Source organism: Sporofaciens sp. JLR.KK001 (assembly GCF_036941055.1).
In the GTDB taxonomy this organism is placed as follows: domain Bacteria; phylum Bacillota; class Clostridia; order Lachnospirales; family Lachnospiraceae; genus Sporofaciens.
Genome location: NZ_JAYMNO010000001.1, coordinates 804,590 through 817,509 on the forward strand (window position 1 = coordinate 804,590; position 12,920 = coordinate 817,509).

12 protein-coding genes are annotated in these 12,920 nt (G+C 43.1%); 11 read left to right on the forward strand and 1 reads right to left on the reverse strand.

The features are described 5' to 3' along the window. From VSQ62_RS04310 to VSQ62_RS04345, 9 genes are all read left to right on the forward strand, one after another. The gene (locus VSQ62_RS04310; RefSeq protein WP_334633432.1) at positions 1-738 is read left to right on the forward strand and encodes a hypothetical protein; all 738 of its coding nucleotides are present in this window, start codon (positions 1-3) and stop codon (positions 736-738) included. Between the two features lie 122 nt (positions 739-860). Next, a complete protein-coding gene (locus VSQ62_RS04315; protein WP_334633433.1) occupies positions 861-1,049 on the forward strand; it encodes a hypothetical protein in 189 nt (62 codons plus the stop codon). A 249-nt stretch (positions 1,050-1,298) separates the two neighbouring features. Beyond that, positions 1,299-1,895: an FAD-dependent oxidoreductase gene (locus VSQ62_RS04320; RefSeq protein ID WP_334637557.1), complete on the forward strand. Its 597-nt coding sequence runs from the start codon at positions 1,299-1,301 to the stop codon at positions 1,893-1,895. Positions 1,896-1,897: 2 nt separating this feature from the next. Continuing rightward, positions 1,898-2,254, forward strand: coding sequence for a DUF1667 domain-containing protein (locus VSQ62_RS04325; protein ID WP_334633434.1), 357 nt, complete (start codon positions 1,898-1,900; stop codon positions 2,252-2,254). A 460-nt stretch (positions 2,255-2,714) separates the two neighbouring features. After that, entirely contained in the window at positions 2,715-3,059 is a 345-nt protein-coding gene (tnpA, locus tag VSQ62_RS04330) for an IS66 family insertion sequence element accessory protein TnpA (protein WP_334633436.1), read from the forward strand. Beyond that, entirely contained in the window at positions 3,052-3,405 is a 354-nt protein-coding gene (gene tnpB, locus VSQ62_RS32400) for an IS66 family insertion sequence element accessory protein TnpB (protein WP_302585407.1), read from the forward strand. Before tnpA ends, tnpB begins: the two co-directional genes overlap by 8 nt. 151 nt (positions 3,406-3,556) lie before the next feature. Then, positions 3,557-5,218 carry an IS66 family transposase gene (gene tnpC / locus VSQ62_RS04335; RefSeq protein WP_334633437.1) on the forward strand — a complete coding sequence of 554 codons (1,662 nt, stop codon included), beginning with the start codon at positions 3,557-3,559 and terminating at the stop codon, positions 5,216-5,218. 421 nt (positions 5,219-5,639) lie between these two features. After that, a complete protein-coding gene (locus tag VSQ62_RS04340; protein WP_334633438.1) occupies positions 5,640-6,794 on the forward strand; it encodes a hypothetical protein in 1,155 nt (384 codons plus the stop codon). 209 nt (positions 6,795-7,003) lie between these two features. Further along, complete coding sequence (locus tag VSQ62_RS04345; RefSeq protein WP_334633439.1) at positions 7,004-7,798, forward strand: PD-(D/E)XK nuclease family transposase; 795 nt, start codon at positions 7,004-7,006, stop codon at positions 7,796-7,798. A 120-nt stretch (positions 7,799-7,918) separates the two neighbouring features. On the opposite strand, the gene VSQ62_RS04350 is transcribed toward VSQ62_RS04345, so the two are convergent. Next, complete coding sequence (locus tag VSQ62_RS04350) at positions 7,919-9,253, reverse strand: IS110 family RNA-guided transposase (protein WP_334633440.1); 1,335 nt, start codon at positions 9,251-9,253, stop codon at positions 7,919-7,921. A gap of 390 nt (positions 9,254-9,643) precedes the next feature. Here VSQ62_RS04350 and VSQ62_RS04355 point away from each other — a divergent pair, with 390 nt between their 5' ends. Continuing rightward, positions 9,644-9,892, forward strand: a complete 249-nt coding sequence (locus VSQ62_RS04355) for a hypothetical protein (RefSeq protein WP_334633441.1) — start codon at positions 9,644-9,646, stop codon at positions 9,890-9,892. 330 nt (positions 9,893-10,222) lie between these two features. Next, positions 10,223-12,910, forward strand: coding sequence for a P-loop NTPase fold protein (locus VSQ62_RS04360; RefSeq protein ID WP_334633443.1), 2,688 nt, complete (start codon positions 10,223-10,225; stop codon positions 12,908-12,910). Positions 12,911-12,920: the final 10 nt, after the last annotated feature.

Genomic DNA, 12,920 nt, shown 5'->3' on the forward strand with positions numbered 1-12,920 from the left:
ATGTCTAGACCGAAGAAGAAACTTGCCTACGATGCAGAGAAGATCATGAAGGAACTGATGGCAGCAGTGGTGGAGTCCTATGATGAAACCAGGGAGCTGAAGTTGACGGCGGAAGAGTTTGGCATGTCGGCACTGAAGATCAGGAAGCTGCTGATCACGGCCGGAGCCTACTGCAATGATATTTCAGATGAAGTTAATGAACTGTATTATGCTGGAAAGACGGTTGCGGAGATCCAGAGGATAATCGGACTTGGAAAGTCATCTGTCAATGGATATCTGCCTTATACGAAGGCGATTTATAAGCCGGAGGAACTGTCACTGAATGCGGAGCGGATCAATATATTCCGGAGCAGGCAGCAGGCGGTGAGGGAACTGGCTACTGATATGGGTGAGGATAAGCTTTGGGAGACGGTGGTAGCATTTCAGAATTATCCTTTTCATACGGCGACCGGGCTGCCATTCGTGTATGAGCTGAAGAGGGGACGGAATGGAGAATGTAACAAAGAACTGATCGTGAGCAGGCGAAAGGAAAGCAAGACGGTGGTGTGGAGTTCTTTTATGCTGGCATTTCAGAAGGCGGTGGAGCTGCAGGGAGAAATTGTTGACAGACCGAAGTCACTGGGAGACATCCGAGGTATTTCTTTCATTTATCCTATGCTTTATCGGTTCGGAGTTATCGAAGTGCCGGAGAAGATCGCAAAGAAAATGGAGCTGAGGCGGCCTTTGTCGAAGCGGTGAGAGGGGTTTCACTCTCTATATAAATTGGATTGAAATGAAAATATTTTGGCAAAAGGCGCTGACATTTCCAAATATACCCGATATAATGCGAAAAAAACAAACTTTGAAAGGAGCATACGGGTATGAAGAAAAAACAGAAGGATGTCAGGAATCTCAAAGTGTATGATCAGTGCGGCTATAATTATCGTAGCACGCCGACGATCACATTGATTATTTTAATGCTTGAGAGCCACTGTTCTAAGGCTTCAGAGCCATCAATACAAGTCTCTTTTAATCTTTCAGAGCCACCACAATATATAGTGTATCTATGATCAAAGTACACTTATCCTTAACCGCTTGATTATCCTATCTCAGAATTATTTTAAACCTGCAAGGGCTGCAACGCAGTGTATTTACCCTTGCAGGTTTAAAATAATTCTGAGACAATGTTATAAGCGGTAAATAATAGACGTACTATATCTAGTATATTGTAATGGCTCTCAAGCATTAAATTATAAGTGGCTCCCAAGGATTAAATTGGTGGCTCTCAAGCATTAGAATAATCACATACGATCACACGTATTGCCGGCAGCAGGAGGGTAGAAGGCGTCTATGTTGCACGGGTAGATGAGAATAAGAAACCTATACCGGAGACAGAGGAATATATTGCCTGTGATACGCTGCTGTTATCGGTAGGGCTTCTCCCGGAAAACGAGCTGACAAGACAGGCGGAGATAGAGATTTCTCCGGTCACAAACGGACCGGCAGTCAATCAATATATGCAGACATCTGTTCCGTCTGTATTTGCCTGCGGCAACGTCGTCCATGTTAACGATCTTGTTGATAACGTTACCACCGAGAGCCTACAGGCCGGGAAATATGCCGCGTTATATGCTATGGGTCAGATCGGGGAAGGAAAAGAAGTGGAGTCTGTAACCGGCAATAATGTGCGTTATCTGTGTCCGCAGAGATTGCGCGAAGAGAAGGGAGCGAAAGCGAATCTATTCTTCCGCGTACTGGCACCGGAGCTTGATGTGCGGATCGAGGCGAGATGTCAAGACCGTGTGATCGCATCGAAGAAGGAGCGCAGAGTGAACCCGGGTGAGATGTGCAGTATTCAGATTCCGCTGGATGATATAACAGACGACGTAATAATCAATGTGGTGAAGGAGGCATAGCTGTGAAGAAAGAGATCATTTGTACGGTTTGTCCGATGGGATGCCGCATTCATGTTGAGGGCACGGAAGATAGTGTAACTTCTATCGAAGGCTATACATGCAAGAGGGGCGAGGAGTACGGGCGTCAGGAATTCCTGCATCCCGTCCGTATCCTGACTACGACGGTGAAGGTAGAAGGGAGAGAAGATCATCTGCTTCCGGTCCGGTCCGAACAGCCGGTTCCGAAAGAGCTGGTGATGGACTGCATGGAAGTGATCAGGAAGCAGACTGTCAAGGCTCCGGTAGCCAGATATGATGTGATCGTGCCGGATATATGCGGGTGCGGTGTGAATATTGTGGCGACGGGGAATATTGGATAGTGACAAAATAGTCCCTGCTGAAAGTGAGGTCATTGAAAACCTGATTTTCAGCAGGGAGCTTTTTCTTTTGTCGTTTTTTTCAGAATATGCTGTAAGGCTGGAATAGTTTATAGGGATTTATTAGCTCACTAAGATGTTTTGAATTACGTCCTACAGGGTTTTCTCAAAGCGACCCGCCCCATATGTGTGAAAATCTGACTTGTAAAGGTATTGAATTTTCATACCAGTATATTTTAAAGATCACTAAGAAGTAAACAACTTTCTTCTCATCGGGAAGTTGAATAGAGCAATAAATGAAACCTGGAATTTTCGTATAGAATAACATTCCGGCAATACGAACCAGTATTGCCGGAATGTAAAAGATTAATAGAGGATTTAAAGCGTAAGTAGGAAATAATCCGTATCTGTCAATTCATTTGTATTTCTGATACAATAACTTCAAATTATGGAGGTATTGTCTATGGATGAAAATAAACTTACGAAGACAGAACTCTGGACAAAACGAATCCAAGATTTTCACGAAAGCGGTTTATCTCGAAAAGAATGGTGTCAGAAGCAGCAGATCCCACAATCAACTTTGGGTTATTGGATCAGAAAACAAACGAAAGAACAGACAAAACCAGAACAACTAGATGTACCTGTTTTCGCCAGGCTCCCTTCTGAACAGGAAATCTCATCTGATCTATCAGCCGACGGTGTGCCTGTAACGATCTATCTTCCCGGAAGTATCCGGGTTGAAATTGGTGCTGGATGTCCTATTGAACTCATGACTTCTTTAATCCATACGCTGAATGCTTATGCTTGATCTGGCTGGCGGAACAACTGTATACCTTGCATGCGGTGTCACAGATCTGCGAAAGAGCTATCAGGGACTGGCTGCTATCATCAAACTAAAATTCCATCTGGATCCGTATTCCCGTTGTATGTTCGCCTTCTGCAATCGCAGACGCACATCAATCAAAATTCTTCAATGGGACGGGTCAGGATTTTGGATCTTAATGAAGCGGCTGGACCGTCATTCCTTCCACTGGCCAGATACACCGGATGAATTAAAAAAAGTTACATTAAAAGAAATACACTGGCTGTGTGATGGATTATCCCTGGAACCCAAGGGAGCTTTTAAAGAGCACCATCCAAAGATTGTCATTTAGCCCAAAAACAGAGTCTGTCAATTCGCAAAAAGCTGAAAATCTCAGGGTTTTCAGCGATTTTTCCTCTGTTTTTCTGATGCGTTTCACCTCGAAAACAGCACAGTTTTATGGTATACTTTTTTCAGATAAAAACAGGCAGGAGCACCGGACTATGGAACCACTTTTTTCTGAGAAACAATTACAGGAAATGAGCAAAGAAAATATGATCACACTGCTTACAACCATGCAGGCACATCAGCAAAAGCAGGAAACCAAGATCCAGCTCCTGACGGAAAAAATGAAGGAGCTGGAGTTCATGAATGCGCTGCTTTCTGACCGGCTGACACTTGCCCGGCGGAAACAGTTTGGTGCTTCCAGTGAAAAATATGCGGACGGATATACGCAGATGAACCTGTTCAATGAGGCCGAGCAGGAAGCGGATCCGAATGCAGCGGAACCGGAAATGGAAGAGATTCATCCGAACTCTTACAGACGCAAAAAACCTGCTGGAAAAAAGGAAGAAGATCTTTCTTCTTTTGAAACGACAGAGGTGATCGAACATAAGCTGGAAGGGGAAGAACGGTTCTGCCCGGAATGCGGGACGAAATACAAGGTAGTGACGACAGAGAAAGTAAAATATCTGAAATTTATTCCGGCCCGTTTTGAAGTCGTAGAAGAGGTCACTTATATTTACAGCTGTCCGAAATGTGGAAAAATGCAGCGGCCAGAGAAGTCCCCGGCGCTTATGAAAGGGAGTGTTGCCACACCATCCCTGGTTGCAGGTATCATGAACGCCAAATATGTAAATGGGATGCCGCTTGCACGCCAGGAGCGGGAATTCGCACGGTATGATCTGAATCTGTCAACCAAAACGATGGCAAACTGGATCATCCTGTGTGCCGGGCGGTATCTCCAGCCGGTCTATGACCTAATGAAGGAGGAATTCCTTTGCAGTAAGTATATCCATGGCGACGAGACACGGATCCAGGTCATAGACGAACCGGAGCAGAAAGGTACGACACAGAACTGGATGTGGGTGTATCTTACGGATGAGAACAGTGGATCTCCGAGAATGGTTCTCTTCCAGTATGAGAGAACCCGGGGCGGCTACCACCCGGTGGAATTTCTGGGAGATAGATTTGAGGGTTATTTTACCTGTGATGGATACCAGGCGTACCATAGCCTCCCGGAGAGGATTACCGTGACAGGGTGCATGGCCCACGCAAGGCGGCGCTTTGATGAGGCCCTTACAACATTGAAAAAGGATTTCACCAAAGAGCAGCTGAAAGAAACAACTGCATATCAGGCAATGGAGCGGATCGGCATGCTCTATAAGATAGAAGAAATGCTCCGCGGCAAATCGCCGGAGGAAAAATATACCGAGCGTCAGAAGCAATCAAAACCGCTTTTAGATGCCTTCTTTGAGTGGCTGCATTCTCTGGAGGATGCAGTAGACAGATCATCGAAAATAGGAGAAGCGGTATTGTACACGATAAACCAGGAACAATACTTAAGAAGATACTTGGATGACGGACATTTGAGTATCGACAATACGGCCGCTGAGAGAGCCATTAAGAACTTTGCGGTAGGACGCCGCAACTGGCTGTTTTCTAAGAGTATCAAAGGAGCAGAGGCCAGCGCAACCGTATACAGCATAACAGAAACGGCGATCCTGAACGGACTCAAGCCCTATAATTATCTGACCTACATATTGGAAAAGATGAAAGATTTGGCTCCATTTCCGACAAAAGAAGACATTCTTCCACTATTGCCCTGGTCAGAAACAATACCGGAAAACTGTCGTACCAAACGACCAGAGGGGACATCCACTTAGCAGAAACTGTTAGGTGGATTTTTTTGTCAAAGTACGGATGAATCTCTATTCATCTTTAAGGAATATTTTACCAAATGCGTAGATTTATGAACAGGTACGGATTATTTACTACTTACATTGAAAGGAATAAGAGACTTAAAAAATTATGGAATGAGGACATTTATCTTTAGGCAGTACAACTGTTTGGATAAAGTCAAAAATTTGGAGGAATTACGAATGATAAAGTTAATATTACCGAAGTCATTTATCCATATATCGAAATATAAATACCATGACGGAATCTGTCTTTATAAGTTCTATGTCGAAAATTGTCGAATGGTTTAGATTGACATTTCTTCGTTTCTGTACCATCATAAAAAGTAGAAACTTGCCATGATTTGGCATAAATAGCATTATTTTCTACATTGTGAGGTGGTAAGGCATGAATAGACTCCAGGGAAGCGCGGAGGCGCTCAGCGCGCTCCAGATTACGGAAGATATGAGGGGGTTAGATACCCAGAGTAAATCACTATTACAATACGCGGAAGTTCTAGCAGTTATACTTCGGGATACAATCGCAGAATACAAAGGATATAGTTGGAAAGAGGTTGCCGAGTTTATAGAGGTGGACTCGATAACCAGTACGATGGAGGTCTCTCCGGGAAGAACGAATACGAAGATCCGAAGCGATGCAACAGAGTATAATAATCTAAATGAGAAGACATCTCTTTTCGATCTGGCATTTCGAGCCAAGAATCCACAGATTTCCACAGAAGATATACAGATTAACTTACATATAGACGTAGAACCACAGAAGACATATGACGTAGGGTATCCGATTGAGAAGAGAGGCATGTATTACCTTGCGAGGCGTTTATCCTCTCAGTTATCCCTTGCCTTGAATATAACAGATTATAATCGACTGTCCAAATGTTACAGTATATGGATCTGCAGGGACGATATTCCTAAGGAGGACCAGTACAGTATATCGGTCTATGAGATGGTCAATACCAGGAATACAGCACCCAATACAGTTTCCAAAGAAAATTATGATTTGATGACATTGGTGGTTATCAAATTGGGAAATACGGTGTATAATGGGGATGAGGAAGACGAAGAATACGAGCTTTTACGCTTCCTGAATACAATCATGTATCCGCATAAGGATGACTTTATGGATACGGTATCAGAGTATATAGATTTCTCTGATAATGAAGCGTTGCATAAGGAGGTAATACATGTGAGTACGATAGAGCAGATTAAGTATGAAGGAATGAGGGAAGAGTTAACGGCGGAATTGACAGAAGAGTTAACGGCGGAATTGACAGAAGAGTTAACGGCGGAATTGACAGAAGAGTTAACGGCGGAATTGACAGAAGAGTTAACGGCGGAATTGACAGAAGAGTTAGCGGCGGAATTGACAGAAGAATTAAGAGAAGAAGGGATACAGGCATTAATATTGGATAATTTGGAAGAAGAGATTCCTAAGGAAAGAACTCTTGTAAAGCTTCAGAAATATTTCAATCTTACAGAAGAGAAAGCTAAGCAGCATTATGAAAAATTTACTTCAGGAGAACAAAATATCATAACTGTATAGTGATGGATAGTAATAGATATTAAAAAATTATCAAAGGGTAAGGAATGGGAGAAGAAATTCTTTAGTTCCGTGCCTTTATAAGTCTTGAGTCGAAAATTGTCGAATGGTTTTGATTGACATTTCCTCGTTTCTGTACCATCATAAAAAGTAGAAACTTGCCATGATTTGGCATAAATAGCATTATTTTCTACATTGTGAGGTGGTAAAGCATGAATAGACTCCAGGGAAGCGCGGAGGCGCTCAGCGCGCTCCAGATTACGGAAGATATGAAGGGGTTAGATACTCAAAGTAAATCACTATTGCAATACGCAGAAGTATTAGCGGTTATACTTCGGGATACGATCGCAGAATACAAAGGATATAGTTGGAAAGAGGTTGCCGGATTTATAGAGGTGGACTCGATAACCAGTACGATGGAGGTCTCTCCGGGAAGAACGAATACGAAGATCCGAAGTGATGCGACAGAGTATAATAATCTAAATGAGAAGACGTCTCTTTTCGATCTGGCATTTCGAGCCAGGAATCCACAGATTTCCACAGAAGATATACAGATTAACTTACATATAGACGTAGAACCACAGAAGACATATGACGTAGGGTATCCGATTGAGAAGAGAGGCATGTATTACCTTGCGAGGCGTTTATCCTCTCAGTTATCCCTTGCCTTGAACGTAACGGATTATAATCGACTGTCCAAATGTTACAGCATATGGATCTGCAGGGACGATATTCCTAAGGAGGACCAGTACAGTATATCGGTCTATGAGATGGTCAATACCAAGAATACAGCGCCCAATACAGTTTCCAAAGAAAATTATGATTTGATGACATTGGTGGTTATCAAATTGGGAAATACGGTGTATAATGGGGATGAGGAAGACGAAGAATACGAGCTTTTACGCTTCCTGAATACAATCATGTATCCGCATAAGGATGACTTTATGGATACGGTATCAGAGTATATAGATTTCTCTGATAATGAAGCGTTGCACAAGTCCAGCTAAGAAATGTCAATAGGTAAAATGAAAAATGTTAAAAAAGTTTTTTTCAAGCAGTTGATGTAAAAAAGGGTAACTTTAATAAGCCCACCCATGTGGAAATCTTTAAAATTCATGATAAACCTGTTAGGCTGCGTTCTGTATCTTGTCGGGATGCGCTGCCAGATACCGCTCACAGTGTTCCTGAGGAGTGATGATCTCAAATAGTTTATTATCCCGGAGCATGGCAAAAATGATATTGCAGATTTTATGCATGACAGCCCCGACAGCCACGTTTTTCTTCTTGCTTTTGCATTTGTCGGTATAATAGCCGTGGATAACTGGATTTACTGGTGTTTTTGTCCCTTTATCCACCTTAAGATTATTGATAGCCACCATATGCAGGATACGCCTGGCAAGGCTAGAACCCCTCTTGGACATGTGGACTTTATCCCCATTGAACTTGCCGGATTGCTTCACGGCAGGATCCAAGCCGAAGTAAGCATAAAGCTTCTTTGGGGAAGAAAACAGGTCAAAGGAGCCCATTTCAGCGATCAGGACGGCTGCACTGAGAAAACCGACACCACGTAGGGACTGGAGAAGGAAGATACGGTCATAAACCGGCGTCCCTTCCAGCTTATCAACAGCCTTATGCAGGTCCTCAAGTATATTGTCCAGATGCTCCTGGTATTCCCGGTAGGTTTTGATATACAGTCGGATCCGGAGTGCACTGCTTTGAAGCGCACGTCCGAAAACAGCGGCGTCCTTTGCGGCAGCACGTATGGCATCATATTTGGAAACGGCATATTTTTCACCGAAACGTGCGGTTTTGCGTATGGTTTCCACAAGTATGTCTTTTGGGGCGGCAAGCATGTCTGCGGCAAGGGGGTAAGCTTCCAGAAGCTTTAAGGAAGTTTGGGTAGTGACCTTGCTAAACACCTTCCGGTATGCGGGAAAGGACACTTTCAGTTCCGCCGTGAGCTTCAGGACGACAGCGGACTGCAGGTCTTTGAAGTAATAGTAGTCCCGTACCAGGTTGCGCAGGTCAATGACCTCATCATCTGGTATGATGGAAGTCTTAAGGGAAGCATCCAGGCCGACTTTGGCAGCTTTTTTTGAATCAAATTTATCATTATGCAGTTTCCTTACGTTCATATTTGTGCTATTCTTAGTGATGATAGGATTAATGACTGAGCAGTCAAACCCCTTATCACGAAGGAAGTACAGGAGCGGGATGTGGTAGATCCCGGTGGACTCAAGGAAGCAGCGGCTTTCGAGGGAATACATCTCTTGTGCTTCCTTTATTTTTGCGACAGCAAGCTCACGGGACTGCGGATCAGAATGAATGATCTTAAAAGGTTTCCCGGTGAGAATGCCATTGGGCAGCATGATGGACATCCAGGTGAAGTCTGCACCGACATCAAGCCCGACTGAGAGATAAGGGATGCTTTCAAGCATCATAAGTACTTTTGGGTATTTCATGGTTTTATCCTTTCTGGCAGGCATCCATTTCCAGAGGGCGGATACACAACCTAGCGGTTTATACAGGTATTAGCCTGGGGCTTCCCAACCAGCCAAAACATAAATCACCACCGAATGGACTGACAGACTTTCTAAGAGGTTTCACCAGCCGGAAGGCCGGTTCCCAAGGAGGTGTCGTCAATGATCCTGCCTCCAGTGATTATACCTCTATCTTTTGTCTGGTGCATTAAGGAAACCTCAGACATGGTAAATAATGTTACTTTATAACTTCTGATGGAGGGGGAACTCCTCCTTCCGTTATATCTATATAGATTTATTAGATTGGACTTTGTAACTATTAACCAGTAGTCATTCTTGACTACACCATTATTATACTAGGAGGTAATACATGTGAGTACGATAGAGCAGATTAAGTATGAAGGAATGAGGGAAGAGGGGAGAGAAGAGGGGAGGACAGAAGGGAGAGAAGAGGGGAGGGAAGAGGGAAGGACAGAAGGGATACGGGCATTAATATTGGATAATCTGGAAGAGAAGATTGCCAAGGAAAGAATTCTTGTAAAGCTTCAGAAATATTTTGATCTTACGGAAGAGAAGGCCAAGCAGTATTATGAGAGATTTGCTTCAGGGCGAGTAGTGTGATAAAATAATAGTGGTTTATCAGAGGTAAGGAATTAGGAGATTAATAGTCTCTTTATTTGCTTACCTTTTTTAAGAGGATATTGTTAATAAAGTAACAATGAGTAGGCGGAGTATATGAGTAAGAAATCGTTGGGAATTCAAGAAATTAAATATGGAGAAGTACATTGTTTTCATCCGTTAAAATTTTAAAATGATAAATCAATAGAAGATTCTGAATAATCTGGCAGAGCAGATTCCAAAGGAAAGAACTCTTATAAATCTTCAAAAGTATTATAATCTTACGGAAGAGAAAGCTATGTAGTATTATGACAAATTAATGAAAAATGGAAAATGATAAGGAAAAGAGATTCGCGGACGGCTATGATACAAAGGAACAATACCTGCTATACAGCATCAGCAAAAGGCCTTACTCTGGCTCTGATCAGCTTCATAACATTTTATTTCATATTAAACAAGACACCCGTCGATGTTTTTCTGGGCGTGTACACCGTAATAACAGCCATTATCCTTCTTTCTGTCGGTACATGCAAGAATATACGGATGCTTCTTTCGTCCATTCTGTCAGGGATCAGTATCATGGCCGGCCATGTTCTTGCCAAGCTTGCCTGCGGCTGCACTATAGAGAACATGATCAGTCATATGACTCTTGTCAGGATACTATTGCTCATCGGGATACTGATAGAATATATGATTATCTTTTGGCTATGGCATGCGTCTGCAATCATGGAGCAGCAGAGAAGATTGCACAGGAAGCCAGGTGAGAGATTAGAATTATTTCCAGAGCGTACTGATGATCTGGAGAGGTTAAGAAAATATTTGAAAACATTCGGCGTGGTTGGTGTGAATGGAAGTTGGGGCAGCGGCAAGACATTTCTGGTGGATGAATTTACCAGAAAGGAAAGGGATAAATATGAGGTCATCAAAGTTGAGCCGTTGACCTGCAATATGGACAAGATCGATGCTTATCTGTTCAAGAAGCTTGAGAACGTATTGTGGAGGAACCGTATATATCCCGAATATTCCCGAAGGCTCCAACGGTTGATGGCGAACAGCGGATGGACAGATAAGATCTATGAGACGTTGTACCCGGACGCATCGAGTGACCTTACGGCGTTTGAAGGTTTTTGTGCGGATCTGGACAAATTAGAGAATCCGATTCTGTTAGTGTATGAGGATCTTGACCGTATATCTGATGAGAATAAAGACCAGATAGCGAAGCTCTTGGATCTTACGGCGAAGCTTTTGCAGCATAATGTGAAGGTTATCTATGAGTTTGATCTGAAGAAAATGGCGGTATTAGGCTACGGGTATGACTACATAGAAAAGTATATTCCCTATACAATGAACCTGACGCCGGTATCCGAGAAGAAGCTGATCAAGAAGGCTCTGGCAGAGATGGATAACGTGAATAAGGATCTGCGTTCGGAAGATTTTGACTATTTGTTTGTGCATTTTTCGATAGAACGGTTACTTCAGGAGACGTTTGGATTTCCATTGAAGCTGCAGTTGTCAATGAATAACCCTACGCCAAGGAAGGTCAAGCAGTTCGTATCAGAAGTCAACAGTACGGTGGGATTTGGGCAATATGCGGATAAAAAGAACTGGCGGACGGTGATAGCATTTTATTTTATGAAGCATTTCTTCCGCGGTATCTATGATGAGCTTGCGTTTGAGGGAGATATGATTGATGAGATCCGTCTGGTATTGCCGTCTGACGAATCAGATTTGGAAATGTCATATACAGTTATGGAGCTGGTGGCAGGCTGTAAGCTTGGAGAAGCGCGGTCAACTACGATACCGGGGGAAGAGGAGCGGGTCGAGTATGGTCTTGTGTCTGAGGATATCAAGAGGATGTTGCTTGAGGGCAGATCGGCCAGAAAGAATCAGATCGTGCGTCAGAACAAAGATAAGCTAGGATTGCTCATCTTGATGGGGTATAAGTTCAAGTTCCAGCAGGATGAAGCGGATCAGGAAATATTGATGCAGAGAGACGCCGCTAACGCAGGGGCAGGAAAACGGTCTGGTAATGTATTGCTGAATCAAGATAAAGAGTTGATCAAGAATATAGAATATAATAAGAAGATCAGCCGCCTTATTAAAAATCTGTATGCAAATGGACGGTCAGAATTCACAAATGCAGAAGCGATAGCGCAGGTTTTCATATCAGATGTACTGGAAGAAGATCAGAGACCAAGAGAAAAAAGATGGCGGGATTTCCTTGTCAGGGCGTGTCAGGGGGATCTTTTCAAGGACAACAGAACGGTATTCCGGTGGGGAGAAAATGATTGGGTATCGCTTTTTAGAGCATTGAATATATATGTTGACAGAGATACGTTTGCTCAGTCAGCCAAGGAAGATATCATAGAACGAGCGCTGGATTTTTATTTTGCCTTTAGCGATAATGATGAGCTGGATTTTGATAAAATTGTGATATTCAATTACTGCAGCATTGACAGCAACAAGATTTTTATCAAGGTCTTAGAACGTTTCCGGAATCTTAAGATTACAGGGAATATGAATGGGGAGAAAGCATATCGTGATTTCTTGAGAGAATACTCACGGCATGCCATGAAAAAGGGATATTTGCAGAGATACGATTTCTTCAAGCTGGAGATGCCGATTGGAGGTTATTCAGAGAGGCATTCCGGAGTCCTCAGAGAATATCTGGAGGAATGTGTCAGACTGGTTGATGGGACTTTGAAAGAAGGTCTGTATCCCGCGCAGGGGGAGCAGGAATTGGAGTTGGTCAAAGATTTCTATGAAAAGAATATAGAGGTTGTAGAGTCTTCGGCGGAAGCTAAGCAGACAGGAATAAAAGTTGTATTTTCGGATAGAACGGAGGAGGAGCATACAGATGAGGAGGAATTCAAGAACTTGAGCAAATATGTCCCAAAGGACGCTGACGGAGCTGGGGAAAATCAGGTTACAAGAGAAGAATTTGCAGCTATGTTGGAAGAAAGTTATAGCGACGGAAAAATAAATTTGAGAGAATACAGAGGGTTATTAAGAAACTTCTAGGGATAACGGA

Bases quoted from the DNA above. Each gene is read 5' to 3' on its own strand.
- VSQ62_RS04310 (WP_334633432.1), top strand. From the start codon at position 1: ATGTCTAGACCGAAGAAGAAACTTGCCTACGATGCAGAGAAGATCATG.
- VSQ62_RS04315 (WP_334633433.1), top strand. From the start codon at position 861: ATGAAGAAAAAACAGAAGGATGTCAGGAATCTCAAAGTGTATGATCAG.
- tnpA (WP_334633436.1), top strand. From the start codon at position 2,715: ATGGATGAAAATAAACTTACGAAGACAGAACTCTGGACAAAACGAATC.
- tnpB (WP_302585407.1), top strand. From the start codon at position 3,052: ATGCTTGATCTGGCTGGCGGAACAACTGTATACCTTGCATGCGGTGTC.
- tnpC (WP_334633437.1), top strand. From the start codon at position 3,557: ATGGAACCACTTTTTTCTGAGAAACAATTACAGGAAATGAGCAAAGAA.
- VSQ62_RS04340 (WP_334633438.1), top strand. From the start codon at position 5,640: ATGAATAGACTCCAGGGAAGCGCGGAGGCGCTCAGCGCGCTCCAGATT.
- VSQ62_RS04345 (WP_334633439.1), top strand. From the start codon at position 7,004: ATGAATAGACTCCAGGGAAGCGCGGAGGCGCTCAGCGCGCTCCAGATT.
- VSQ62_RS04350 (WP_334633440.1), bottom strand. From the start codon at position 9,253: ATGAAATACCCAAAAGTACTTATGATGCTTGAAAGCATCCCTTATCTC.
- VSQ62_RS04360 (WP_334633443.1), top strand. From the start codon at position 10,223: ATGATAAGGAAAAGAGATTCGCGGACGGCTATGATACAAAGGAACAAT.